This window comes from Streptomyces sp. NPDC036813, from assembly GCF_055609245.1.
In genome coordinates, this window is record NZ_JBVJPV010000010.1 from 274,204 (window position 1) to 300,530 (window position 26,327).

The following is a 26,327-nucleotide window of genomic DNA, read 5'->3' on the forward strand; positions in this document are numbered from 1 at the left end:
GCCGGGGCGTTCGTCCGGGGCCGTGTGCCCCCCGGGGGGACTGTTGGGCGTGGTGCGGCCCGTGTCGGGTCGCCGGCCGTCCGCCGGGTGACCCCGCCGGACGGGGCGCGAGGCGCCGGGCCGGCGCAGCCCGTCGTGTGAACGCCGGGTGACCCGTACGTCAGGAGGGCATGGCCGGTTTCCGACCTGCTCGGGTGCACAGCGCAACGCTCACAGGACGTTCCTCGGCCGGAAAGATCCACGTTGACGCGGCCACGTCCGGCGCGGCGACAACACCACTATGCGTGTCGTCATCGTGACCGAATCCTTTCCCCCCGACGTGAACGGCGTGGCCCACTGCGCGCTCCAGACCGCCCGGCACCTCGTCGACCGCGGTCACGCCCCGCTCGTCGTCGCGCCGGCCCCCGCGCCGGGGAACAAGCCCGACGCGTCCGTCCCCTGCCCGGTCGTTCACGTCCCCTCCCTCCCGCTCCCCGGCTACCCCCAGGTCCGTGTCGCCCTCCCCAGCCGGCGCCTGGCCGCGACGCTCATCGAGCACCGCGCCGACCTCGTCCACCTGGCCAGCCCCTTCGTCCTCGGGGTGCGCGGCATGGCCGCCGCCGCCCGGCTCGGCATCCCCGCCGTCGCCGTCTACCAGACCGACCTGGCCGGTTACGCCCGCACCTACATGGGCGCCGGTGAGACCGCCGCCTGGCGGCGCATCCGCTCCGTGCACGCCGCAGCCGACCTCACCCTCGCCCCGTCCACCGCCGCCCTGCGTGACCTGGACGAGCACGGCGTGCCCCGCCTCAAGCTGTGGCCGCGCGGCGTCGACACCGCGCGCTTTCGCCCCGACCGCCGCGACGAGGCACTGCGCCGCGAACTCGCCCCCGACGGAGAGGTGATCGTCGGCTACGTCGGGCGGCTCGCCCCCGAGAAACAGGTGGAGCTGCTCGCCGGCGTGTGCGGCCTGGACGGTGTGCGGGTGGTCGTCGTCGGCGACGGACCCAGCCGTCCCGGGCTGGAGGAGGCGCTGCCCGGCGCCGTCTTCCTGGGCCGCCGCACGGGCGACGACCTCGCCCGGATCTTCGCCTCCCTCGACGTCTTCGCCCACACCGGCCCCTTCGAGACGTTCTGCCAGACCGTGCAGGAGGCCATGGCGAGCGGCGTGCCGGTGCTCGCGCCCGCCGCCGGCGGCCCGTTGGACCTGGTCGCCCACGGCCACACCGGGCTGCTCTTCCCGGCCGGTGACGCCACCGCCGTACAGGAGGGCGTGCGCGCCCTGGCCGCCGACCCGTCCCTGCGCACGGCCTTCGGATCCGCCGGACGGGCCATGGTCGAGGGCCGCACCTGGGCGGCCGTGGGAGACCAGCTGATCGGCCACTACGCGGACGTACTGGCCGCGCGCAGGCCGGTGATGGCGGCATGAACCGACTCGACGCTGCCGGTGGTGGCGGCGTGACGCGGATCGATGGTTCCGGTGGTGGTGGCATGACGTGGATCGATGGTTCCGGTGGTGGTGGCATGACGTGGATCGATGGTGCAGGTGGTGGCATGACACGGATCGACGGCGGTGACGCGGTGCCCGGGGGTGGCCCGACCGGCCTGCGGATCGTCCGGCTCGCGAACTTCGTGACCCCCGCCTCCGGCGGGCTGCGCACGGCCCTGCGCGAGCTGGGCAAGGGCTATCGGGCCGCCGGGCACGACCCCGTCCTGGTCGTCCCCGGCGAGAGCGAGAGCGACGAGGAGACCGAGCAGGGACGCGTCATCACCCTGCCGGGGCCCGTGCTGCCCGGCACCGGCGGCTACCGCGTCCTCACCGACAAGCGGCGCGTGGCAAGGCTCCTCGGGGAACTGGCCCCCGACCGCCTGGAGGTGTCCGACCGTACGACGCTGAGGTGGACCGGCAGGTGGGCGCGGCGCGCGCGGGTGCCGGCCGTGATGGTCTCCCACGAGTCCGCCGACGGAGTACTGCGCACCTGGCGCCTGCCCGAGGGCGCCGCCCGGCGTGCCGCCGACGCGCTCAACATCCGCACCGCGCACACGTACGCGCGCGTGGTGTGCACGACGGAGTTCGCCGAGCGCGAGTTCGTGAGGATCGGCGCCCGCAACGTCGTACGCGCCCCACTCGGCGTCGACCTGGCCGAGCGGCACCCCGCGCTGCGAGACGCGGGCGTGCGCGCGGTGCACGCGCGTGGAGACGAGACGCTGCTGCTGATGTGCTCGCGGCTGTCCGTGGAGAAACGCCCCGGCACCGCCCTGGACGCGCTGGAGACGCTGCTCGGGCGCGGCCGCCGGGCGGTGCTCGTGGTGGCCGGGGACGGTCCGCTGCGTGCCCGGCTCGAACAGCGGGTGCGGGCGCGGAAGTTGCCGGTCACCTTCCTCGGACACGTCGCCGACCGCCGGGACCTGGGCGTCGTGCAGGCGTCCGCCGATGTGTGCCTGGCGCCCGGCCCCGCCGAGACGTTCGGGCTGGCCGCCTTGGAGGCACTGGCCTGCGGCACGCCCGTCGCCGTCAGCGCGTCCTCCGCGCTCCCCGAGGTCGTCGGATCGGCCGGCGCCACCGCGGCCGACCACGGCGGTGCGTTCGCGGACGCCGTGGAGCTGCTGCTGGCGCGGCCCGCGCGGGAGCGCCGGGCGGCCGCACGCGCGCGTGCCGAGTGCTTCGGCTGGCAGCAGTCCGTGGACGCGTTCCTCGCGGCCCATGACGTGCCCCTGGCGCCGCGGCCCACCGTGCCGGAGGGCGTGGCATGAGACCCGTGCGGTTCGTGGCCCTCGGCGACTCGCTGACCGAGGGCGTGGGCGACCCGGTCGACGGCGGATGGCGCGGCTGGGCCGCCCTGCTCGCCCCGTCCCTGTCCGTGTCGCCCGTGGACTTCACCAACCTCGCGGTCAGCGGGGCGCAGACGCGGGACGTGCTGGAGAGGCAGTTGCCGGCCGCGCTCGCCCTCCGCCCGACCTGGTGTCGGTCGTGATCGGCGTCAACGACACCTTGCGCTGCACCTTCGACATCCATGAGGTGGCCGCCCGCCTCGACACCGTGTACGGCGCTCTCACCCGGCACGGCGCGACGGTGCTCACCGCCTGTCTGCCCGACCCGGGCGCCATGCTGGGTCTCCCCGGCGCCCTCGCCCGGCCGCTGGCCCGGCGTCAGCGGGCGGTGAACGCCGTCGTGCACGCCCTGTCCGAGCGGTACGGCACGCTGCACCTGCACGCCGACACCGAGGAGTGGATCAGGGACCGCGCGATGTGGAGCGCGGACCGTCTGCACCCCGGCGAACGCGGTCACCGGCAGCTCGCCGTCCGCTGTCACGCCCTGTTGGCCGGGGCGGGCCTGGCGAGCGGGCCCGCTCCCTCGGCCGAGCCGGAATTCCCCGCGCCGACCCGCACGGCGAGTCTGCGGTGGCTGGCCACCGCCGGGACCGGCTGGGTGGCCCGCCGCTGCACCGACCTGCTGCCCCAGCTGCTCACCCTCGCCGCCGACGAACTGCGCCACCGGGCCCGCGGCACCAGCGCCCGCCTCGACCTGCGCACCTCGGCGGCCGTCTCGGCGGCCCTGGCGGCGGTCAGGGTGAGGGAGGTGGAGGAGGCGGCGTAGGCCCTCGCCGGGCCGGCGCATCGCTAGCGGAGGTCGACGCTCTCCCCGGGCCGGAGCCGCCGGTACTCGCGGCCCGCCCGCTCGGCCTCCATGGCGAGCACGTCGTCCAGGACCTTCAGGCCCCACTCGTTGAGCAGCCCGTCGTGCACCGCGTAGGCACGGCGGGGCGCCGTGCGGCGCAGGTGGCGGATCATGTCGGGCACGGTCAGCCATGGCGCCTGTCCGGGCAGCAGGAGCGTCGGCGCCTCGACCACGGTCAGCGCGTCGCCCGGATGGAAGACCTCGCCGTCCACCAGGAACCCGACGTTGTCGACCGGGGGGACGTCCGGATGGCTGGGGTGGTGGCGGTCGCCCACCACGGACACCTCGAAACCGGCGACGCGGAACCGGTCGCCCGCCCGCACCACGTGGACCCGTTCTCCGAGACCTTCGAGGCGGCGCGCGACACCGGCACAGGTGTAGATGTCCGAGCCGAGCCCGCGCAGGCGGTCCGCGTCGAAGTGGTCGAAGTGCTCGTGGGTGACCAGCACGGCTTCGGCCTCCTCGCACGCCTCGGGTTCCTCGGTCAGGACGCCCGGGTCGACGACGACCGCCCGGCCGTCCTTCTCCAGCCGCACGCACGCGTGACCGAACTTGGTGAGTCTCATGGGATCACCCTGCTGAACGCCGCGAGGGGCCGTACCGGAGTTCGCAGTCGGCCGAACAGACGCCACCTCGGCGGAGGTCGGGCATGGATGCCCCGCTCCGCCGAGGGGAGTCGGCGGATGCGGCCCCCTGTCGGCGGGAGTTCGGCGGATGCGACGCCTGGCGGCGGGAGTTCGGAGCCGACCGTAGTGTCGGCGCCTATCGGCGACGTACCGCCACGAACCGTACCGGCGTCCCGGGCACGGCCTGCGCCGCGGCCGGGAGGTCGGCGGCGCGGACGACGCCGATCACCGGGTAGCCGCCGGTGGTCGGGTGGTCGGCGAGGAAGACCACCGGGCGTCCGTCGGGCGGCACCTGCACGGCCCCCAGGACCATGCCCTCACTGGGCAGTTCGCCCGGCCGCGCGCGCTCCAGGGACGGCCCCTCGGTGCGCAGACCGATGCGGTTGCTCGCGGCGGAGACCCGGTACGCGCGTGTGGTGAAGACGCGCACCGCCTCCGGTGTGAACCAGTCGTCGCGTGGCCCCAGCATGACCCGCAGCACCAGTTCGGACGGCGGACAGGGCTGCGGAGCCACGTCCACGCGCGCGTACGACACCGTCGCCCCGCCCGTTTCAGGTCCGAGGGGGAGCACCGCACCGTCGGCGAGCGGCGCCGGTCCGAGCCCGGAGAGCAGGTCGGTGGAGCGGCTGCCGAGGACCGGTTCGACGGCGACGCCGCCGGAGACGGCCACATAACTGCGCACGCCGCGCACGGCCGGGCCGACGTCCACCAGCGCCCCGGCGGGCACCCGTACCGGGGCTCCCCAGGCGGCCGGCCGGCCGTCCACGGTGACCCGGCAGGGAGCGCCGCCGACAGCTACGGTGACCGCGCAGCGCGGGCGCAGGGCGCAGCCGGTCAGCGTCGTCTCCAGAACGGCGGACTCCGGCGGATTGCCGACCAGCCGGTTCACCGACCCGGCGGCGGCCGCGTCGAGCGCCCCGGAGCGGGGCACGCCGAGATGGGCGTGTCCGGGCCGCCCCCGGTCCTGCACGGTCGTGAGCGCCCCGGCCCGTTCGACGGCGAGCGCACGGTCCGTCATGCGGCACCCACCCCGCCCACGGGCACGAACCGCACGCGCGTGCCCGGCGCGAGCAGCGCGGCCGGTACGCGCGCGTGGTCCCACAGCACGGCGTCCGTCGTGCCGATCAGCTGCCAGCCGCCGGGGGAGGAGCGCGGGTAGATCCCGGTGTACGGGCCGGCCAGCGCCACCGAACCGGCCGGGACGGCGGTGCGCGGAGTGCCCCGGCGCGGCACGTCGTAGCGGGACGGCAGGCCCGTGAGGTAACCGAAGCCGGGGGCGAACCCGCAGAACGCCACCCGGAACTCGGTCGCCGCGTGGATCCGCGCCGCCTCGGCCGCGCCGACCCCCCAGTGCGCCGCGACCTCCGCCAGGTCCGGACCGTCGTAGCGGACCGGTATCTCGACCACCTCACGCGCGAGTGCGGGCGCGGGCGGCATCTCGGCGCCGGCCAGCTCGCCGGCCACGCGGTCCGGGTCCGACACTCCGTCGAGCAGGACCGTGCGCGCCGCCGGGACGATCTCCCGCACGGTGAGCAGTCCCTTGGCACGACGGCGCACCAGTTCGGCGTGCAGGGCCTCGGCCTCCTCACCGGAGGTCACCTCGATCAGCAGGGCGTCGTCGCCCACGGGCAGCGTCCTCACGCGAACGCCTCCACCCGCACACCGGCCTCCTCCAGCCGCCGGCGCACCCGGCGGGCCAGCTCCACCGCGCCCGGCGTGTCACCGTGCAGGCACAGGGAACGCGCGCGTACCTCGATCCGCGCCCCGGAGTGCGCGGTGACCGTGCCGGAGCGGGCGAGGCTCACCGACCGCTCCACCACCGCCCCCGGATCGGTGATCACGGCGCCGTCCCGGCCGCGCGGCACCAGGGTGGCCTCGTCGGTGTAGGCGCGATCCGCGAACGCCTCGGTGACGACGGGCAGCCCGGCCTTCTCCGCCCGCTCCAGCAGCCGCGAGCCGGGCAGCCCCAGCACCGGCAGCGTGGGGTCGGCGAGGAGCACCCCGTCGACGACCGCCTGCGCCTGCTCGTCGTCGCGGACCACCCGGTTGTACAGCGCGCCGTGCGGCTTGACGTAGGCCACGCGCGCCCCGGCCGCTCGAGCGAACACCTCCAGGGCGCCGATCTGGTACGCCACCTCGGCGGCCAGTTCGGCGGGCGGCACGTCCATGGCGCGCCGCCCGAACCCGGCCAGGTCCCGGTAGGAGACCTGTGCGCCGATCCGCACCCCGCGCTCGGCCGCCAGCCCGCACACCCGTCGCATGGTGACCGCGTCCCCGGCGTGGAAGCCACAGGCCACGTTCGCGCTGGTGACGACCGACAGCAGCCGTTCGTCGTCGGTCAGCTCCCAGCGGCCGAAGCCCTCGCCGAGGTCGGCGTTCAGATCGATGGAGGTCATGGATTCTTCCCGGATGCTCAGGCCACGCGGTACTGCTCGTCGCGGGCGTCGGTGAGGAACATCTGTCCCGGTGCGTGGGTGAGGGCGAACGGCGGCCGGGAGGCCGTCACCGCGGCCTGCGGGGTTACCCCGCAGGCCCAGAACACCGGGATGTCGTCCGGTTCCAGGCGAACCGGATCGCCGAAGTCGGGACGGCCGAGGTCGTCGATGCCGAGCGCCGACGGATCGCCGCAGTGCACGGGGCCGCCGTGCACGGCCGGCAGCAGCCCGCTCTCCCGGATCGCCGCCGGCAGGTGCTCCGGCGGCACCGGGCGCATCGACACCACCAGCGGGCCGTGCAGCCGACCCGCCGGACGGCACTGCCAACTCGTCGTGTACATCGGGACGTTGACGCCTTGCTCGATGTGGCGCAGCGGCACACCGGCCGAGGTCAGCGCCCACTCGAAGGTGAAGCTGCATCCGATGAGGAACGACACGAGGTCGTCGCGCCAGTACGCCCGCACATCGGTCGGCTCGTCCACCAGCCGGCCGTGTTCCCACACCCGGTAGCGCGGCAGGTCGGTGCGCAGGTCGGCCCCGTCGGCGAGCGTGGTCGTCCACGAACCGGCGTCGGTGACGTCGAGGACCGGGCAGGGCTTGGGGTTGCGGGTGCAGAACAGCAGTGTCTCGTACGCCCAGTCGGCCGGGACCGAGATGAGGTTCACCTGCGTGTGGCCGGCGGCGACGCCGGCGGTCGGGCCGGACAGCCCCGCCCGGAAGCGGGTGCGTGCGGCTGCCGGGCTCCACGCGTGCGCGTGCGGGTGGACGAGGGTGACGGGACGGTCGCCGGTGCTCACGGCGAGGGCCGCGCTGTCGTCGGTGCCCAGGCGAGGGGCCGCGCTGTCGTGGGTGCCGTGGCGAAGGGCCGTACTCTCGTCGGGGGCGAGGCGAGGAGCCGTGCTGTCGTCGGGGTCGTCGCGGAGGGCCGTGCTGTCGTCCGTGCGGTTCACACCAGCTCCTTTCCGCGCGTCTCCGGAAGTCCCAGCAGGGCGACGGCGGCCAGCCCGTAGCCGATCGCGCCGAAGACCAGCGCGCCGCCCACGCCCCAGCTGTCCGCCAGGAACCCGACCGTGGTCGGGAACACCGCACCCACGGCGCGGCCGGTGTTGTACGTGAAGCCCTGGCCGGTGCCGCGCACGGCGGTCGGGTACAGCTCGCTCAAGTACGACCCGAAGCCGCTGAAGATGGCCGACATGCAGAACCCGAGGGGGAACCCGAGCACCAGCAGCAGGGTGTCGGCACCACTCGGGATGTTCGCGTAGACCGCGATGCACAGCGCCGAAAGCAGGGCGAACAGCCAGATGTTGCGCCGGCGGCCCAGCCGGTCCGTCAGGTAGCCGCCGGTGAGGTAGCCGATGAACGCGCCGGAGATCAGGAAGGCGAGGTACCCACCGGTGCCGACGACGGACAGACCGCGCTCGGACTTCAGATAGGTCGGCACCCAGGTGGCCAGCGTGTAGTACCCGCCCTGGACGCCGGTCGACAGCAGGCCGGCGAAGACGGTGGTGCGCAGCAGGCCCGGCTTGAAGATGGCGACGAAGGACCCCTTGTGCCCGCTGCGTTCGCGTGCGGCGGTGGCCTCCGGAGCGTCGTGCACCCGGCGCCGTACCCAGACCACCAGCAGGGCGGGCAGCGCGCCGGTCCAGAACATCACTCGCCAGGCGAGCGCGTCGTCGACGAACGAGAACACCAGCGTGTACACAACCACGGCCAGCGCCCAGCCGGCCGCCCAGGCGCTCTGCACGGCGCCCAGGGTGCGTCCGCGGTGCCGGGCGCTCGCGTACTCGGCGACCAGGATCGCGCCGACCGCCCACTCGCCGCCGAAGCCGAGGCCCTGCAGGGCGCGGAAGACGAGCAGGGTCTCGAAGTCGGGTGCGAAGCCGCAGGCGACCGTGAAGACCGCGTAGGTGATCACGGTGAGCAGCAGCGCCCGCACCCGGCCCACCCGGTCCGCGAGCATGCCGGCGAGGGCGCCGCCCACCGCGGAGACGACGAGGGTGACCGTCGTGAACAAGCCGGTCTGGCCGCTGTCCAGGCCGAAGTACGCGGACAGCGCGACCATGCTCAGCGGGAGCGTGAAGTAGTCGTAGGAATCGAGCGCATAGCCGCCGAACGCGCCCGCGAAGGCGCGTCGGCCGCGCGGGCCGAGGGCGCGCAACCAGCCCAACGCGCTGTCTGCGACACCGGGTTCCGCCGCGGCGGAGTGCGCGTCGGCGGTGGCCGCCCGGGGTGGAGGGGTCGTGCTCATGGACACCTCGCTAAGGGGTGACGGAGGAGCATCGGGAAGAGCCGTGCGCAGCACCGTAGAGGATCGTTCAACGATCCTTCAATACCCCCGTTGTCTCGTTCCTGGAGGTGCGATTGAATTCCGGGCATGGCAGAGCAGCTGGCGTCACTGGCCGACGACCGCGCCCTCCTGGGCCGTACCAGTACGGCCGAGCGGGTCTCGGACATCCTCCGGAGCCGGATCGCCGACGGCTTCTTCCCGCCGGGCACCCGGCTGTCGGAGGACAGCATCGGCGGCGCGCTCGGTGTGTCCCGCAACACACTGCGCGAGGCGTTCCGGCTGCTCACCCACGAGCGCCTGCTCGTCCACGAACTCAACCGGGGCGTTTTCGTCAGGGTCCTGACCGTCGAGGACGTTCAGGACATCTACCGCACGCGCGCGTTGGTGGAGTGCGCGGTCGTACGGGGCCTCGGTGACCCGCCGTACGCCCTCGACGGCCTCGCCGCGGCGGTCGCCGAGGGAGAACGGGCCGGCGCCGAGAACGACTGGAAATCGCTGGGCACCGCGAACATCCACTTCCACCGGGAGCTCGTCGCCCTGGCCGGCAGCGAACGCACCGACGAGTTCATGCGCAGCGTCTTCGCCGAACTCCGCCTGGCGTTCCACGTGGTCGACGACCCGCGGCAGCTCCACGAACCGTATCTGGTACGCAACCGGCAAATCCTGCAAACGCTACGGAACGGGGACAAGGAGGGCGCGGAACAGCTGCTCGCCGTGTACTTGCGCGACTCCCTGAACCGGGTGGTCGAGGTGTACCGGCGACGGGTGGGAGCCGACGGTCCCCTTACGGACTGACGGCCGGCCGCACACCCTGGGGGTGCGGGGAACTGCGCGACCAGCCACATCCGGGCCCGCACCCGAAAGACAACCGCACATACCCGGCGCTCCCCGGCGGAGCCGCTCGTTTGGGCTGTTGTCAGACCAAGGACCTAGTCTGTGCACCGTGACTTCGCCTGCATCGACGGACAGCGCTCCGCCCCAGCTCAGCGCGGGGCCGCGCCCCGCACCGGGCCCGGCCGCCGACGAGGGCCTGGCGCGTCGGCTGCGCGCGCTCGCCTGCACCGCGCCGATCCACGACCTCGACGCGCGCAAGGCCAACCTCGCCGGTGAGTACTCGGTGTACGGCATGGCGGAGATCGCCCTCGCGGCCATCGACCTCGTCACACTCAACATGGACTTCGACACGGGCGCCGACCACGAGCAGATCGTCGCCCGGCTGATTCCGCGCATCGGCGCCCAGGCACCGCAGCGTCCGCCCGCCGAGCACGAGCGGGTGGCCCGCTGGGTCCTGGAGAACCTGATCAACGTCGGCAGCGTCGACCGCGGCTTCCGCGCGGTGTACGGCACTTTCGCATCCGACGGCTCCTACGTCCGCCGCGACTACGACTTCAAGCTGATCGAGGAGGTCCCGGGGCCCGGGGGCACGGTCTATCTGCGCACCACCGACGAAGCCGTCAACGTCCTCGTCGGAGCCCTCGACACCGACGTCACGAGCGCCCAGATCGCCGCCGAGGTCAAGCTCGAGGTCCTGATCAGCCGCGGCCGGCTGGCCGACGCCCAGCTCGCCGCCGAGCAGGCCCGCTACCGGACGGTGCAGTACTCCGAGACCCTGCGCCGCGCCCTGGACGCGACCCGGCGCAACGTCCGCGCGGTGGACTGGCTCAACGCCGTACCCGACATGATCGCCGAGGCCCTCGACCACGTCGCCGAGCGGTACCGCCACGAGAACGCGATCCTCACCAACATCCGCAAGGCCCGCGACGAGTCCGAGGACCCCGAGCACAAGCGGCGCGCCGCGGAGCTCGTCGACATCGTCAAGGACTGCATCCGCCGCCACACCCAACTGCAGTCCCGCCTGCTGGAGGCCGGCCCGCTCTTCCGCGCCGAACAGGACCGGCAGGCCTTCGCCACGCCGCTGACGACCTCGGGTCTCGATCTGTACGGCCACCTCCTCGCGCCGACCCTGCCGCTGCCGGTGGAGCAGGCCACGCGCGTGACGGACGCGTTCTTCCACCGGGGCACCGGCCTGCGCACCCCGGTGGCCGTCCGGGTCGGCGACCTGGTCGACATACTGCTGACCCCGCCTGTCGAACGGGAGCACCTCGGCGTCGAGATGCCCGAGCCCGATCTGGTCGCCACACCCGACGACAGCCGCTTCAGCGAGGAGCAGATGGCCGCCGCGCAGGAGCTCCTCGACCTGCCGCACGACGCGCCCCGCCGGCTGTCCGGCCTGCTCGCCGAGGCCCGCACCAAGGACCCCGACCTGCCGTACCTGGTCGCCCTGCTGGCCGTGCACGCGGCCAGCCCACCCTTCGGTACCGCCTACCGGCAGGGCGAGGAGAAGCTGCTGTTCGCCGTCGACGACGGCACCGAACTGGACGACCCGGAGTTCGGCGGCGCCGACCTCATCGTGGGCACGGCCCTGCTGGACGCGGCCGGAATGGCCGCGGACCGGACGGAAGCGGCATGAGCCAGTACGCGCACGACCCGCCGCAGTTGAACGACCGGCACGACCCGCACCACTTGTACGACCCGCACCACCCGCACGACAAGGAGCGACAGCCGTGACCGAGCACGTCGAGTGGAGTGAGCCGGAAGCCGGACCCGCCCCGGCGACCGCCGCCGTCACCCCCGCCGACGCCGCCGACGCGGCCCGGCTCGTCGCCTTCGGCCTGCAACCCAAGCTCCAGCCGGCCCGCGACCAGGAGTACGCCGACCTGCTGCGCCGTTACCGCGAGGACCCGCCGTTCGCCCGGCTCGCCGACGCCGTCGCAGCCGGCCTCGGCCTGGTGGTGCTGGAGGTGTCCCCTCGCGCCGGCATGGCCGTGACCGCCGCCGAGGACTCGGTCTTCGCCGTCCGCATGGGCGACTACGCGCGCCGGGCCTCCGCCGACTCCGGGGACCGCTTCCTGCACGGCCTCGCCCATCTCGCCGTGGCAGCCCTCGCCTTCCCGCGCCCCGAGGACCTCGCCGACGACGGCTACATCGGACGCGTCACCGTCAACGGCGTGGATGCCTTCGTCCGGCAGGCTTGCCGCCGTCTGGAGGAGCGGGCCGCCGAACAGGGCGAGAACACCGACCCGGTCACCGACGCGCCCGGCCTGGAGGCCGCCTGGCGGATCTGGGCCAGACGCAGCGCCACCGGCGCGACCAAGGACGCCCGCCGGCTCGCCGGCTCGACCACCGGCATCGTCGCCAAGGCCGTCGCCTTCCTCACCGACTCCGGGTTCCTGCAGCGCACCGGCGACGACCACGGCGGCACCTACCGCACCACGGCCCGCTACCAGCTCCAGGTGCGCGACATGGCCGGCAGCGCCGCCATGGCCGAGCTGCTGGAGCTGGGCGTCGTCCCTGTCACCGACGGCACGCCGACGCTGCTGCCCGCCGAGGACACCGAGGACCTGGACCTGGTGGCCGACGCCGGGCTGCCGTTCCACTCCTGAGCCACGCCTGCCGAGCAAGCACCTGCCGAACCACCGCACCTTTTTCGAAGACTTAACGAGAGTCCGCCATGTACGAGCTGTCCCGGGTCCGCCTCTACTCCATCGGTCCCGCCGGTGCCCGCTACGCCGACACCGTGCTTGACCTGCGAGGCGTGGGTGAGCCGGTGCCCGACCCCGCGCCCACCCAGGCGGAGTTCTTCGAGGAGGAGCCGGTCGGCCCGCCGCGCCGCCCTGCACCGGCCGGTGTGCTCTTCCTGGAGAACGGCGGCGGCAAGTCCGTCCTGCTCAAACTGATCTTCTCGGTGATGCTGCCGGGCCACCGCAACACCCTGGGCGGCGCCAGCTCCGGCGTGCTGCGCAAGTTCCTGCTCGCCGACGACTGCGGGCACGTCGCCCTGGAGTGGCAGCACGTGCAGACCGGCGAGTGCGTCGTCGTCGGCAAGGTCAGCGAGTGGCGCGGCCGCCAGGTCTCCAACGACCCGCGCAAGTTCGCCGAGGCCTGGTACTCCTTCCGGCCCGGCCCCGGACTCACCCTGGACAACCTGCCGGTCGCCGAGTCCACCGCCGTACGCCCGCCCGTCGAGGGCCAGTCCGGCGCGCAGGGCCGCCGCCGCACCATGAAGGGCTTCCGCGACGCCATCACCGAGGCCGGCAAGGCGTACCCGCACCTGGAGGTGCACTGGGAGGAGATCCATGACCGCTGGATCGAGCACCTCGGCGACCTCGGCCTCGACCCCGAACTCTTCCGCTACCAGCGGGAGATGAACGCCGACGAAGGCGAGGCCGCCGGCCTGTTCGCGGTGAAGAAGGACTCCGACTTCACCGACCTGCTGCTGCGCGCGGTCACCGACACCCGCGACACCGACGGGCTCGCCGACCTGGTCGGCGGCTTCGGCAACAAGCTCGGCCGGCGCGCGGAGCTCATCGCCGAACGCGACTTCACCGCCGGCTCCGTCGACCTGCTCGGCCGGATCGTCGAGGCAGCCGACGCCCGCGCACGCGCGCGTGACGTCCACGCGGGCGCCGAGCGCCGCACCCGCACCCTGGCCCGCCGGCTCTCCGCACGGGCGGTGCAGGAGCGCGTCCGCGCCACCGACCTCGCCCAGCGGGTCACGGCCGCCGCCTACGCCGTCACGCACGCCGAGGGCGCCCGCGAGCGCAGCGCCCTCATCGCGGCCGAACTCGCCTACCGGCACGCCTCCTTGGCGCTGGCCGCCGCCGAGAAGGCCGCCGCGGCGCAGAAGCGGGAGCTGGCCGACGCCCGCACCCTGCACGCCGCCTGGCAGGCCGCCGAGGTCGTCCTGCGCCACCGCGCGGCCGCCGACCGGGTCACCCGGGTGTCGGCCGCGATCCAGGAGGCGGAGCGGGACGCCGCCCCCGCGCTCGCCGCGCGCACCAAGGCCGCCGTCGACCTCGTCCGGGCCCTGCACGCGGCCGCGGAGAACGCCGAGAACCTCGCCAACGAGGAGGAGGAGCGCTCCGCGCAGCTCCAGGAGGTCAGCGACGCCGCCTACCGGGACTCCACCGCCGCCGCGACCGAGGCGCAGCGCGCCCGCAGCGAGATCGGGCATCTGCGCCAGCGCCTCACCGAGGTCGAGCAGGAGACCGCGGAGGCCGTCCGCGCCGGCTGGCTCGACGACAGCACACCGGATGCCGACCCGGCCCGTGCCGCCCTCGCGGCCAGCGACGCCGAGAAGACCGCGGTCGCCGCCTGGGACACCGCCCGCGAGGCGGCGCGCCGGGCCACCGAGCACGCGCGCGAGGCGGCCGCCGCCGAGACCCGCGCCGAACTGACCGCCGCTCGCGCGGCCGACGCCGCCACCGCCGCCGAGCGCTCCTACGACGGCGAGCGCCGTACCGCGGAGGCGCTGTCCCGCGAGGAGCGGCTTGCGGAGCTGCTCGGCCTGACCGACGCGCGCTCCGCCATCCCGGCCCCCCGGCAGGGCGACGACGACGGCGGCCGCGGCGCCCTGACGCCGGAGGAGCTGGACCGCTGCGCCGACGAGTTGCGCGAACTCCTCGACGACGCCGTCTCCTCGGCCGAACGCCAGCTGTTCGACCTGCGTACTGCCGCAGCCGACGACGCCCGCATCCTGGGCGCGCTCGGCGACGGCGGGCTGCTGCCGCCCGGCCCGGACGTCCTCGCCACCGTCGAGTTCCTCGGCGAACACGGCATCCCCGCCCTGCCCGGCTGGCGCTACCTCGCCCAGGCCGTCGACCCCGCCGACCACGCGCGCGTGCTGGCCGCCCGGCCCGAACTGGTCGACGGCGTGATCATCACCGACCCCGACTCGCACGCCCGCGCGCGTCGGGCGCTCGGTGACGCGGCCCTGCTGCCCCGTTCGGCCGTCGCCGTCGGCACGGCCGCCGCCCTGCTGGCCCCCACCCCGGCCGTGGAGACGGACACCGGGGAGGTGTTCCTCGTCCCGCCGAACCCGGCCATGCACGACGAGCACGCCGCCGACGAGGAACGGCAGGCGCTGCGCGCCCGGGCCACCGAGCGCGACGAGGAGATCCGTGCCCTCGCCGCACGCCTGGGCAAGGACCGCGAGCTGTCCGCCCGGCTCGCGTCCTGGCGCACCGGCTGCCCCGCCGGACGGCTCGTCGAACTCGCCGAGGCCGCCCGTGAGGCGCGCGCGTTCGCCGAGGAGACCGAGGCGGAGCTGGCCGAGGCCCGCACCGCCCGCGCCGAGGCCGAGGAGACCGCCGCCGAGGCGGTCCGCGTCCGCGACGAGCGGCAGGAGGCCGCACAGAAGGCCCGCCGCGCCGCCGACGCCCTCGCCGGACTCGCCTTCCGGCTGCGCGAACGCGCCGGCTGGCAGGCCCGCGTGCGGGAACTGGCCGACGAGGCCACCGAGTCCGAGGCCCGCGCCCAGGCCTGCCTGGAGCGGGCCCGCGCCGCGGACGAGGACCGCCGCGCCGCCCAGCGCGCCGCCGACGACACCCGCCGCACCGCACGCGCGCTGCGCGCCGAGCGCTCCGAGATCGCCGGCGCCCCCGACGACGTACCGGAGGCGGACGGGGACACGACCAAGGCGTCCCTGCCCGCGCTGCGCGAGGCCTACCGTGCCGCCTCGCAGGTGTACGAGAAGGTCGGTGTCGGCGCCGATCTGCGGGCCGAACAGGCCCGCGCCGAGAGTGACGAGAGCGCCGCCCGCGCCGAACTGGACCGGCTCAGCAACAAGGTCCGCACCCGCGCCGAGCAACTGCTCGAATCCCCCGACGGATCCGACGGACCGTCCCGGCAGGCCGCCGCCGCCCGCGCCGAGGAACTGGTGCAGCTCCTGGAGACGCGCATGTCGACCGCCAGCGAACAGCTCGGCCGGCTGCGCGGCGAGGCCGAACGGCACGCCCCCGAGGACGGCGAGGCCCACACCGAACTGCCCGAGGAACTGGTCCCGCGCGACGCCGACCACGCGCAGGCCCTGCTGCGCACGGCGAGTGCCGAACTCGGCTCGCGCACCGAGGCCCTGGCCCAGGCCCGCGACGCGCACGCCGAGCTGCTCCAGGCCCACCGCGCCGCCGAGGACGCGGTCGGCGGCTTCGAAGAACTCGCCGCGATGCTCCGCGACCTGCTGCGCGAGCACGTCGGCGAGGAGGAGCAGGAGGAATCCGAGCCCTATCCCGGCACGCTGGAGGAGGCCCGCCAGGCGGCCGCCGAGACCCGCCGTTCCCTGCGCGGCTGCGCCGCCGACCTGTCCGCCGCCGAGGCCTCCGTCCGCGAGGCGAGCGACATCCTCGTCCGGCACGCCAACTCCACCCGCTACGAGCAGGTCCGCACCCCCGCCCGGCAGCAGATCCGCGAACTGCCCGCCTCCGCGCTGCCCGAGCACGCCCAGAAGTGGGCCGACGCCTTCGCGCCCCGCCTGCGCGTCCTCACCGACGAGCTGGCGCAGCTGGAACGCAACCGCGACTCGATCGTGGACCGGCTGCGCGGCCTGGTGGAGACCGCGCTGGCCACCCTCCGCTCGGCCCAGCGGCTGTCCCGGCTGCCCGAGGGGCTCGGCGAGTGGTCCGGGCAGGAGTTCCTGCGCATCCGCTTCGAGGAGCCCGACCAGGCGACCCTCACCGAGCGCCTCGGCGAGGTCATCGACGAGGCCACCCGCGCGGCTGTGAAGAAGAACTCCGACCTGCGCCGCGACGGCATGTCCCTGCTGCTGCGCGGGGTGGCCGCGGCCCTCCAGCCCAAGGGCGTCGCCGTGGAGATCCTCAAGCCGGACGCCGTGCTGCGCGCCGAGCGGGTGCCGGTCGGGCAGATGGGCGACGTGTTCTCCGGCGGCCAGCTGCTCACTGCCGCGATCGCGCTGTACTGCACGATGGCCGCGCTGCGGTCCAACGACCGGGGCCGGGACAAGCACCGGCACGCCGGCACGCTGTTCCTCGACAACCCCATCGGCCGTGCCAACGCCACCTATCTGCTGGAGCTCCAGCGAGCCGTGTCCGACGCGCTCGGCGTGCAGCTGCTCTACACCACCGGCCTGTTCGACACCACCGCCCTCGCGGAGTTCCCGCTGGTGATCCGGCTGCGCAACGACGCCGACCTGCGGGCGGGCCTGAAGTACATCAGCGTCGAGGAACACCTGCGGCCCGGTCTGCCCCAGCAGATCCCCGCCGGGGAGGCGGCGCACAGCGAGATCACGGCGACGCGGATGTACAAGCGACCGGCACCGACGACTCCTTGACCGCGGCAGCGGTGCAGGGCGGCGTCAGGGGTGCGACAGCTGCCCGGCGCCCCCGCGCCGCCGTATCCGCCCCTGGCCCCGCTCGGCCGCCCGCCGGGCGCGCCGCCGCTCGCGGCGCAGCGCCCGCGCGGTGCTGCTCGGCGTCGACACCACGCCGTTGCGCTGGTTCCACACCTGGCGGGTCACCCACACGTCGAGGACGCTCCAGGTGGCCACCACCGTGCTCGCGATGCTGCTCAGCACCATCGGGAAGGCCAGCCAGGACCCGGCCATGGTGCACAGGAAGGCCACCACGGCCTGTATCAGCGTCACGGCGATGATCAGCACCGCCCGTACGGCGGCCGTGCGCACCGGATCGGGCAGCCGACGCCGTCGCGCGGGCTCCTCGACCCACAACGGCCGGTACGCTTCCCGGCTTTCGGGAACCGCCCGCTCGGCCGGGCCCTCGTCGGCCGGACCACCGAGATCCGGGTGCTGCCGTCCCCGCCGCTTCGTCGTGCCTCCCGCCGTGCCGGTCCCAGGTACCTGGCGCCGCTCCGCCGTGCCCATCAACGTGCCCCTCCCCACCGCCGGTCGAACCGTTCCCCTCGACGCCGGAAGATCTCCGGCTCCTTGACTGGCTGCCCGGCTTGCGCTGCTTTATGCCCCCGGGAGGCGGGATGAGGCTCCTGTGGCGCCTTCCGCCCCCATTTCCTGTAGAGAAGGACGAACAGGACCGCGCGAAGATTCCCGCGCGGCGTAAGAATTCAGCCAGTTCCGGAAGTTCGGTGCGCCGCTCCGCGGCGGCCGCCCCGCCGTACCCCGCCGGACAATCTCCCGCAATGCCCGGACACTTCCACATGTCGCGCCACCGGTACGGAAGTTCAGGTTCCGGACGGCTCTTCGAGATACCTGTGCGTCGGTAGTAGGCTCGCGCCGTTTGTTGACGTACATGTGTACCCCCTGCTGGTGGGGGACGAGCTGGGGGAGGCCATGCGCTTTCGCGGGAAGTCGATCCGCCGGAAGATCGTGGCGCTGCTTCTCGTGCCGCTGGTGTCCCTGACCGCGATCTGGGGCTTCGCCACGGTGCTCACCGGACGGGAGGCCGGCCGGCTGTTCAGCGTGTCCTCCGTCATGGAGAACGTCGGCTTTCCGGTCGAGGACACCGTCCGCGTCCTGCAGCAGGAACGGCGGCAGACCCTCGTCTACCTCGCGGACCCGCGGGCCGCCGACGCGCTGTCCGCGCTGCACCGCACCCGGACCGCCACCGACAAGGCCGTCGCCGAGGTGCGGCGCAACGCGACGACGTCCGATGTGCGCGAGGACCTCGACCCGGACGACAGCGAGGGCGTCACCGCCATCCTGGACGCTTTCGACGGCATCGACTCCCTGCGCCGCAGCGTCGAACAGGGCACCGTCAGCCGCGCCCAGGCTCTCGACCTGTACAACCGCCTGGTCGACCCGTGCTTCACCCTGCTGTCCAGACTCGACGTCGTCGACAGCGTCGAGATGGACAAGGAGTACCGGGCCCTCGTCAACGCCGCCCGCGCCCGCGAGTTGCTCTCCCGGGAGGACGCCCTCCTCGGCTCCGCCCTGGTGGTCGGCAAGATCCGCCGGGACGAGATGCGCCACGTCTCCGACCTGGTCGCCCAGCGTGAGGTCCTGTACGAGGTCAGCCTCCCGCAACTGCCGGACGGAGAGCGCGAACGCTACGAACGCTTCTGGAAGAACGCCACCACCGCACCGCTGCGCTCCGCCGAACAGTCGGTCGTCACCGCGTCCCCCGGCCGTATCCCCGACGACGTGACCGCCAAGGACTGGGACACCGCGGCAGGCGCCGCGCTGCGCGAACTCGGCACCCTCGACGACCAGGCGAGCGACCGCTACCAGGACCGGGTCCAGCCCGTCGCGATGAACGTCATCCTCAAGGCCGTCTTCGCCGGAGCCCTCGGCCTCGTCGCCCTGGTGCTGTCCCTGCTGCTGTCGGTGCGCATCGGACGCGCCCTCGTCCGGGACCTGCGCCAGCTGCGCACGGAGGCGCACGAGGCGTCCGGCGTGCGGCTGCCCAGCGTGATGCGGCGCCTTTCCGCGGGCGAGAAGGTCGACGTGGAGACCGAGGTCCCGCGCCTGGAGTACGACAGGAACGAGATCGGCGAAGTCGGGCAGGCCCTCAACACCCTGCAGCGCGCCGCCGTCGAAGCCGCCGTCAAGCAGGCCGAGTTGCGCGCCGGCGTCTCCGAGGTGTTCGTCAACCTCGCCCGCCGCAGCCAGGTCCTGCTGCACAAGCAGCTCACCCTGCTCGACACCATGGAGCGCAGAACCGAGGACACCGAGGAGCTCGCCGACCTCTTCCGCCTCGACCACCTGACGACCCGGATGCGCCGGCACGCCGAGGGCCTGGTGATCCTCTCCGGTGCCGCCCCCTCCCGGCAGTGGCGCAAGCCCGTCCAGCTGATGGACGTGGTCCGGGCCGCCGTCGCGGAGGTCGAGGACTACGAACGCATCGAGGTCCGCCGGCTGCCGCGGGTCGCCATCACCGGCCCGGCCGTCGCCGACCTCACCCATCTCGTCGCCGAACTCCTCGAGAACGCCACCGTCTTCTCACCGCCCCACACCGCCGTCCACGTCGTCGGCGAGCGGGTCGCCAACGGCTTCACCCTCGAGATACACGACCGCGGCCTGGGCATGACCGCCGAGGCCCTGCTCGACGCCAACCTGCGTCTCGCCGAGACGCCCGAGTTCGAGCTGTCGGACACCGACCGGCTCGGCCTGTTCGTGGTGAGCCGGCTCGCCCAGCGCCAGAACGTCCGGGTCTCCCTCCAGCCGTCCCCCTACGGCGGCACCACCGCCGTCGTCTTCCTGCCGGACGCGCTGCTGAGCGACGACGTCCCCGACACCAACGGCATCGGCTTCCGCCTGGACCGTCCGCACACCGCCAAGGACAACAAGGCGGCCGGCCGGCGCCGGGCAGCCCTCGCCAAGGGCCCCGCCCAGCTGCCCGGCCTGCCCGCCTCACTGCTGGACGGGCCGGTCGAGCTGGATGCTCCCGTCGATCTGGACGCGCTCGGCGACCTGCCCGGCGTCCTCGACGAGGACGGTGGCCTGTTCCGTCCCCGGCGCTCCCTGCCGGGGACGCCGGACGCGCCGGTGGGCGAACCACGTGGGTCGCTGCGCGGCAGCCTCGGCACCCACCGCGAGCAGGACGCCGTGGACCCGGACGACCGGACGCATACCGCGGGCGGCCCGGTGCCGCTGTCCCGACGCCAGACCCCCAAGCTCGTCAGCTCGCACGGCCGTCCGGTCGGCGAGCGACGCTCACGACGGGACGAGGAGGACGCGGAGCCCGTGCCCCGGCCGGGCCGGCGCCCGGCGTCCGAAGCGGAGAACCTGGCGCCCCTGCCCACCCGCCGCCGGGGCGGCCCGGCACCGCACAACCGCGGCACGGCCGACCGCCGCCCGGTGGAACCGGTCGCCGCCGGCTCCGACGACCCGGCGGACACCCCCGCGCTGCCCCGGCGGACACGCGGCGGACCCCCGCCGTCGGATGCGGACGCGCCGCGACGGCACGAGCTGACCGCCGGCGGCACGGCCGGCTCCGCCGAGAGCCGTCCCGCGTCGACCCCGGGCGGCAGCGAAGCGGCACCGACCGGACCGAGCCGGGACGACCAGGACCAGCGGTCGCCGGAAAGCCCCGGCCTGCCCGGCCGAGCCTCCTCCGACGAGCGGGACGCGACCGGCACCTGGCCCGAGGGCCGGGACCCTCGCCTGCCGGAAAGCCCCGGCCGGGCCTCCTCCGACAAGCGGGACACCACCGGCACCACGCCGCCCGCCATGCCCGCCGAGGCTCCCGCCGCGCAGGGCCGGCTGCCCCGGCGGGTGCGCCAGGCCAGCCTGGCTCCGCAGCTCAAGCAGACGCCCACCCGTGGCTCCCGCCCCGCGGCGGCCGAGCCCGAGGAACGGGACGCGGAAGAAGTACGCAGCCGCATGGCCTCGCTCCAGCGTGGCTGGCAGCGCGGCCGCGAGGAGAACGCCGCAGGCGAGAACGCCCAGAGCGGCTCAGCACCACAGGGAACCACTAAGGGGGACGGTCGATGACCGCACCGAAGCCGACCGGCCGCACGACCAGCAACGGGGAGCTCAACTGGCTGCTCGACGATCTGGTGGACCGCGTCGCGAGCATCCGCAAGGCCGTCGTGCTCTCCGGCGACGGCCTGCCGACCGGGGTGTCCAAGGACCTGACCCGGGAGGACGGCGAGCACCTCGCCGCCGTCGCCTCGGGCTTCCACAGCCTCGCCAAGGGCGTGGGCCGCCACTTCGAGGCCGGCAGTGTCCGCCAGACCGTGGTGGAGCTCGACGACGCCTTTCTCTTCGTGACCGCCGCGGGCGACGGCAGCTGCCTCGCCGTGCTGTCCGACGCCGACTCGGACGTCGGCCAGGTCGCCTACGAGATGACTCTCCTCGTCAAGCGGGTCGGTGTGCATCTGGGCACCGCACCGCGCACCGATCTGCCCTCCGGCGGGTAGTGACAGGTCATGAGCGCAGACGGTCAGGCAAGCAGCCGCTGGTTCGACGAGGAGGCCGGACCCGTCGTCCGCCCGTACGCCATGACGCGCGGCCGCACCACCAGTGCGGCCCAGCACCGCCTCGACCTGATCGCGGTGGTCGTCACGGAACCCGGCGCGGGTGACCCGGAAACCGATCCCACGCTCTCCCCGGAGCACGTGGACATCGTCGAGCTGTGCCGCACCACCCCGCAGTCGGTCGCCGAGCTGGCCGCGGAGCTCGATCTGCCCATCGGCGTGGTCCGGGTCCTCATCGGCGATCTCGTGCACGCCGAATTCGTCCATGTGAACCGGCCCGTACCGCCTGCCGAGCTGCCCGACGAGAGTATTCTGCGCGACGTGATCAACGGCCTGCGAGCGCTGTGAACAGCGTGGAAGCCGGGTGAGGACATGACGGGCTGGCAGTTCTGGGTCGACCGGGGCGGCACGTTCACCGACATCGTCGCGCGCCGCCCGGACGGCCGCCTCGTGACGCACAAGCTGCTCTCGGACACCCCCACACGCCATGACGACGCGGCCGTCGCCGGCGTGCGCACCCTGCTCGCCGGTTCCGCGGAGCCGGTGGAGGCCGTCCGTATGGGCACCACGGTCGCCACCAACGCCTTGCTCGAACGCAAGGGCGCACGCACGTTGCTGGTGATCACCCGCGGCTTCCGCGACGCCCTGCGCATCGCCTACCAGAACCGCCCGCACATCTTCGCCCGCCACATCGAGCTGCCCGAGCTGCTCTACGAGCGGGTCGTCGAGGTCGACGAACGCATGGCCGCCGACGGGACCGTACTGCGCGCCCCCGACCTGGACGCTCTCAGCGGACCCCTCCGGCAGGCGTACGACGACGGGATCCGCGCCGTCGCCGTGGTCTGCATGCACAGCCATCTCCACCCGGCGCACGAGAGGGCCGTCGGTGAGCTGGCCGAGCGCATCGGTTTCCCGCAGATCTCGCTGTCCAGCGAGGTCAGCCCGCTGATGAAGCTCGTCCCGCGCGGTGACACCGCCGTCGTCGACGCCTATCTGTCGCCCGTGCTCCGCCGCTACGTCCAGCACGTCGCGGACGAGCTGAAGGGCGTACGGCTGATGTTCATGCAGTCCAACGGCGGCCTCGCCGAAGCCGGGCAGTTCCGCGGCAAGGACGCCATCCTGTCGGGCCCGGCCGGCGGCATCGTCGGCATGGCCAGGATGTCGCAACTGGCCGGCTTCGACCGGGTCATCGGCTTCGACATGGGCGGCACCTCCACCGACGTCTCGCACTTCGCCGGCGCCTACGAACGTGTCTTCACCACCCAGATCGCCGGGGTCCGGCTGCGCGCCCCGATGCTCGACATCCACACCGTCGCGGCCGGCGGAGGCTCGGTCCTGCACTTCGACGGCTCCCGCTACCGCGTAGGGCCGGACTCGGCGGGCGCGGACCCCGGCCCCGCCTGCTACCGCGCCGGCGGACCGCTCGCCGTGACGGACGCCAACGTCATGCTCGGCCGTATCCAGCCGGCGCACTTCCCCCAGGTCTTCGGCCGGGACGGCGACCAGCCCCTGGACGCCGACACCGTCCGGGACGGCTTCACCGCGCTCGCGCGGCAGATCCATGAGCAAACCGGCGACGAGCGCACCCCCGAACAGGTGGCCGAGGGTTACCTGCAGATCGCCGTCGCCAACATCGCCAACGCGGTGAAGCGGATCTCCGTGCAGAAGGGCCACGACGTCACCCGCTACACCCTCACCACGTTCGGCGGCGCGGGCGGCCAGCACGCGTGCATGGTCGCCGACGCGCTCGGCATCCGCACCGTCCTCGTCCCGCCCATGGCCGGCGTGCTGTCCGCCCTCGGCATCGGCCTCGCCGACACCACCGCCATGCGGGAACAGTCCGTCGAGGCCCCGCTGGATTCCTCCGCACTCCCCGGCGTGCGCCGGACGGCCGACGACCTGGAGGCCGCGGCCCGCGCCGAACTCCTCGCCGAGGACGTGCCCGAGGACCGCATCCGCGTCAGCCGCCGGGCCCAACTGCGCTACGACGGCACCGACACCCCCCTCACCGTCGAGCTGACCGAGCCGGACGCCATGCGGCAGGCGTTCGAGGAACGTCATCGCGCCACGTACTCCTTCACGCTCGACCGTCCGATCGTCGTCGAAGCCCTCTCCGTCGAAGCCACCGGCATCACGGCACCCCCCGATCTGTCCGCCCTCGCCCCGTACGAAGGCACCTCCGCCGCGCCCGAGACCGTCCGCCTGCACACCGGCGGCGCCTGGCGCGACGTCCCCCTGCACCGCCGTGAGCACCTGGCTCCCGGCCATGCCGTCACCGGACCCGCGATCATCACGGAGGCCGGCGCGACCACCGTCGTCGACGACGGCTGGGAAGCCGCCGCCCGTGACGACGGGCATCTGGTCATGGAACGCGTCGCGGTCACGCAGAGTTCCGATGTGGGCACGGAAACCGACCCCGTCCGGCTGGAGATCTTCAACAACCTCTTCATGTCGATCGCGGAGCAGATGGGCGCCCGCCTGGAGTCCACCGCGCAGTCGGTCAACATCAAGGAGCGTCTGGACTTCTCCTGCGCCCTGTTCGACCCCGACGGAAACCTGGTGGCCAACGCCCCGCACATCCCCGTCCACCTGGGCTCGATGGGCACCAGCGTCAAGGAGGTCATCCGGCGCCGCGGTGCCCGGATGCGGCCAGGGGACACCTACGCCGTCAACGACCCGTACCACGGCGGCACCCATCTGCCCGACGTCACCGTGATCACCCCCGTCTTCGACACGCAGGGTGAGCGGATCCTCTTCCACGTCGCCTCCCGGGGCCACCACGCCGAGATCGGCGGCATCGCGCCGGGCTCCATGCCCGCGGACAGCCGGACCATCGAGGAGGAAGGCGTCCTGTTCGACAACTGGCTGCTCGCCGAGGGCGGCCGCCTGCGCGAACAGGAGACGCACCGCCTGCTGACCGAGGCACCCCACCCGTCCCGCAACCCCAGGACCAACCTCGCCGACCTGCGGGCCCAGATCGCCGCCAACCACAAGGGCGTCGAGGAGGTCGGCCGGATGATCGACACGTTCGGGCTCGACGTCGTGCAGGCCTACATGAGGCACGTCCAGGACAACGCCGAAGAGGCCGTCCGCCGCGTGATCGACGCGCTGGACGACGGCGAGTACGCCTACGAGACCGACTCCGGGGCGGTGATCCGGGTACGCGTGCGCGTGGACCGCGCGCAGCGCGCGGCCACCATCGACTTCACCGGTACCTCAGCGCAGCTGGACACCAACTTCAACGCGCCCTTCTCGGTCGTCAACGCCGCCGTCCTGTACGTCTTCCGCACCCTGGTCGCCGACGACATCCCGCTCAACGACGGCTGTCTGCGCCCGCTGCGGATCGTCGTGCCTCCCGGCTCGATGCTGGCCCCCGAGCCGCCCGCCGCCGTCGTCGCCGGCAACGTGGAGACGTCCCAGGCCATCACCGGAGCGCTGTACGCGGCGCTGGGCGTGCAGGCCGAGGGCTCGGGCACGATGAACAACGTCACCTTCGGCAACGACCGGCACCAGTACTACGAGACCGTCGCCTCCGGCTCCGGCGCCGGGAACGGTTTCCCCGGCGCGAGCGTCGTGCAGACCCACATGACGAACTCCAGGCTCACCGACCCCGAGGTGCTGGAGTGGCGGCTGCCCGTGCGGCTCGAGGAGTTCGCGATCCGGCGCGGCAGCGGCGGCGCCGGACAGTGGCGCGGCGGTGACGGATCGGTGCGCCGCATCCGCTTCGACGCCCCCATGACCGTCTCCACGTTGTCGCAGCACCGCAGGGTGGCGCCGTACGGGATGGCGGGAGGCGAGCCCGGAGCCCTGGGCGCCAACCGGGTCGAGCGCGCGGACGGCACCGTGATCCACCTGGGCGGCAGCGACTCGGCCGACGTCGCACCCGGCGACGTTCTCGTCATCGAAACCCCCGGCGGAGGGGGCTACGGCCCGCCGCCGGACGACCCCCACCGAGCAGGAGAAGGAACCGATGATCTTCGGGCGCTCTGAACGCGGCAAGCCCCCGGTCGAGCCCGTCACGCTCAAGATCCTCGTGGCCGGCGGCTTCGGCGTGGGCAAGACCACGCTGGTCGGCGCGGTCAGCGAGATCAGACCGCTGCGCACCGAGGAACTGCTCACCGAGGCGGGACGCCCCGTCGACGACACGCGAGGAGTGGAGAGCAAGCACACCACCACCGTCGCGATGGACTTCGGGCGCATCACCCTCCGCGAGGACCTGGTGCTGTACCTCTTCGGCACACCCGGCCAGGAACGCTTCTGGTTCATGTGGGACGAGTTGTCGGAGGGTGCGCTCGGCGCCGTCGTCCTGGCCGACACCCGCCGCCTGGAGGACTGCTTCGCCGCCGTCGACTACTTCGAGCGCCGCTCCATCCCCTTCGTCGTCGGCGTCAACTGCTTCGAGGGGGCCGCACGGTATCCGGCCGAGGACGTCCGCGCGGCGCTGGACCTGGACGACGAGGTTCCGGTCGTGCTGTGCGACGCCCGCGACCGCGGGTCGGTCAAGGACGTGCTGATCGGCGTCGTCCAGCACGCGATGGCATACACGGCCGAACACCGCCGGGCCGTCACCACCTGACGCACGGGTGCGGCTCGTACCCCCGCCGACCGGGGTACGAGCCGCAGTCCGAGCGCGCACG

At 73.7% G+C, this 26,327-nt stretch carries 18 protein-coding genes and 1 pseudogene; 12 read left to right on the plus strand and 7 right to left on the minus strand.

The window, feature by feature from the left end; genetic code table 11:
• The first annotated feature begins 280 nt into the window (after window positions 1-280).
• The 3 genes and pseudogenes from ACZ67Q_RS22345 (at window position 281) to ACZ67Q_RS22355 (ending at window position 3,577) form a co-directional block, all read left to right on the plus strand.
• Window positions 281-1,408, plus strand: coding sequence for a glycosyltransferase family 4 protein (locus ACZ67Q_RS22345; RefSeq protein ID WP_471184770.1), 1,128 nt, complete (start codon window positions 281-283; stop codon window positions 1,406-1,408).
• Between the two features lie 125 nt (window positions 1,409-1,533).
• A complete protein-coding gene (locus ACZ67Q_RS22350) occupies window positions 1,534-2,733 on the plus strand; it encodes a glycosyltransferase (protein ID WP_471184772.1) in 1,200 nt (399 codons plus the stop codon).
• A pseudogene (locus ACZ67Q_RS22355) lies at window positions 2,730-3,577 on the plus strand (SGNH/GDSL hydrolase family protein). Before ACZ67Q_RS22350 ends, ACZ67Q_RS22355 begins: the two are co-directional and overlap by 4 nt.
• Window positions 3,578-3,600: 23 nt before the next feature.
• Here ACZ67Q_RS22355 and ACZ67Q_RS22360 read toward each other — a convergent pair.
• From ACZ67Q_RS22360 to ACZ67Q_RS22385, 6 genes are all read right to left on the minus strand, one after another.
• Window positions 3,601-4,224, minus strand: a complete 624-nt coding sequence (locus tag ACZ67Q_RS22360) for an MBL fold metallo-hydrolase (RefSeq protein ID WP_471184774.1) — start codon at window positions 4,222-4,224, stop codon at window positions 3,601-3,603.
• Between the two features lie 196 nt (window positions 4,225-4,420).
• Window positions 4,421-5,302 carry a 5-oxoprolinase subunit C family protein gene (locus ACZ67Q_RS22365; RefSeq protein WP_471184777.1) on the minus strand — a complete coding sequence of 294 codons (882 nt, stop codon included), beginning with the start codon at window positions 5,300-5,302 and terminating at the stop codon, window positions 4,421-4,423.
• On the minus strand, window positions 5,299-5,925 hold the full coding sequence (locus ACZ67Q_RS22370; protein WP_471184779.1) for a 5-oxoprolinase subunit B family protein: 627 nt from the start codon (window positions 5,923-5,925) through the stop codon (window positions 5,299-5,301). Before ACZ67Q_RS22370 ends, ACZ67Q_RS22365 begins: the two co-directional genes overlap by 4 nt.
• The gene (locus ACZ67Q_RS22375) at window positions 5,922-6,680 is read right to left on the minus strand and encodes a LamB/YcsF family protein (protein WP_471184782.1); all 759 of its coding nucleotides are present in this window, start codon (window positions 6,678-6,680) and stop codon (window positions 5,922-5,924) included. Before ACZ67Q_RS22375 ends, ACZ67Q_RS22370 begins: the two co-directional genes overlap by 4 nt.
• 17 nt (window positions 6,681-6,697) lie before the next feature.
• The gene (locus tag ACZ67Q_RS22380) at window positions 6,698-7,546 is read right to left on the minus strand and encodes a putative hydro-lyase (RefSeq protein WP_471184866.1); all 849 of its coding nucleotides are present in this window, start codon (window positions 7,544-7,546) and stop codon (window positions 6,698-6,700) included.
• Between the two features lie 119 nt (window positions 7,547-7,665).
• Window positions 7,666-8,967, minus strand: a complete 1,302-nt coding sequence (locus ACZ67Q_RS22385) for an MFS transporter (RefSeq protein ID WP_471184785.1) — start codon at window positions 8,965-8,967, stop codon at window positions 7,666-7,668.
• 126 nt (window positions 8,968-9,093) lie between these two features.
• On the opposite strand from ACZ67Q_RS22385, the gene ACZ67Q_RS22390 reads away from it, so the two are divergent.
• The 4 genes from ACZ67Q_RS22390 to ACZ67Q_RS22405 all read left to right on the plus strand — a co-directional run bounded on the left by ACZ67Q_RS22390 (window position 9,094) and on the right by ACZ67Q_RS22405 (window position 17,131).
• Entirely contained in the window at window positions 9,094-9,801 is a 708-nt protein-coding gene (locus ACZ67Q_RS22390; protein ID WP_471184788.1) for a GntR family transcriptional regulator, read from the plus strand.
• A 148-nt stretch (window positions 9,802-9,949) separates the two neighbouring features.
• Window positions 9,950-11,476, plus strand: coding sequence for a hypothetical protein (locus ACZ67Q_RS22395; RefSeq protein WP_471184791.1), 1,527 nt, complete (start codon window positions 9,950-9,952; stop codon window positions 11,474-11,476).
• Between the two features lie 94 nt (window positions 11,477-11,570).
• Window positions 11,571-12,449: a hypothetical protein gene (locus ACZ67Q_RS22400; protein ID WP_471184794.1), complete on the plus strand. Its 879-nt coding sequence runs from the start codon at window positions 11,571-11,573 to the stop codon at window positions 12,447-12,449.
• A 68-nt stretch (window positions 12,450-12,517) separates the two neighbouring features.
• Window positions 12,518-17,131 (plus strand): hypothetical protein, encoded by a 4,614-nt coding sequence (locus ACZ67Q_RS22405; protein ID WP_471184797.1) that lies wholly within the window; start codon window positions 12,518-12,520, stop codon window positions 17,129-17,131.
• Between the two features lie 24 nt (window positions 17,132-17,155).
• On the opposite strand, the gene ACZ67Q_RS22410 is transcribed toward ACZ67Q_RS22405, so the two are convergent.
• Window positions 17,156-17,680, minus strand: a complete 525-nt coding sequence (locus tag ACZ67Q_RS22410; RefSeq protein ID WP_471184799.1) for a hypothetical protein — start codon at window positions 17,678-17,680, stop codon at window positions 17,156-17,158.
• Between the two features lie 423 nt (window positions 17,681-18,103).
• Between ACZ67Q_RS22410 and ACZ67Q_RS22415 the strand changes: the two genes are divergently transcribed.
• From ACZ67Q_RS22415 to ACZ67Q_RS22435, 5 genes are read left to right on the plus strand one after another with little or no spacing between them, the layout of a single operon-like run.
• Window positions 18,104-21,205 (plus strand): sensor histidine kinase, encoded by a 3,102-nt coding sequence (locus tag ACZ67Q_RS22415; RefSeq protein ID WP_471184870.1) that lies wholly within the window; start codon window positions 18,104-18,106, stop codon window positions 21,203-21,205.
• Window positions 21,202-21,633 (plus strand): roadblock/LC7 domain-containing protein, encoded by a 432-nt coding sequence (locus tag ACZ67Q_RS22420; RefSeq protein WP_361637363.1) that lies wholly within the window; start codon window positions 21,202-21,204, stop codon window positions 21,631-21,633. Before ACZ67Q_RS22415 ends, ACZ67Q_RS22420 begins: the two co-directional genes overlap by 4 nt.
• A 9-nt stretch (window positions 21,634-21,642) precedes the next feature.
• On the plus strand, window positions 21,643-22,038 hold the full coding sequence (locus tag ACZ67Q_RS22425; RefSeq protein ID WP_471184803.1) for a DUF742 domain-containing protein: 396 nt from the start codon (window positions 21,643-21,645) through the stop codon (window positions 22,036-22,038).
• Window positions 22,039-22,062: 24 nt separating this feature from the next.
• Window positions 22,063-25,680: a hydantoinase B/oxoprolinase family protein gene (locus tag ACZ67Q_RS22430; RefSeq protein ID WP_471184806.1), complete on the plus strand. Its 3,618-nt coding sequence runs from the start codon at window positions 22,063-22,065 to the stop codon at window positions 25,678-25,680.
• Complete coding sequence (locus tag ACZ67Q_RS22435) at window positions 25,661-26,266, plus strand: GTP-binding protein (protein WP_471184809.1); 606 nt, start codon at window positions 25,661-25,663, stop codon at window positions 26,264-26,266. Before ACZ67Q_RS22430 ends, ACZ67Q_RS22435 begins: the two co-directional genes overlap by 20 nt.
• Window positions 26,267-26,327 lie beyond the last annotated feature (61 nt).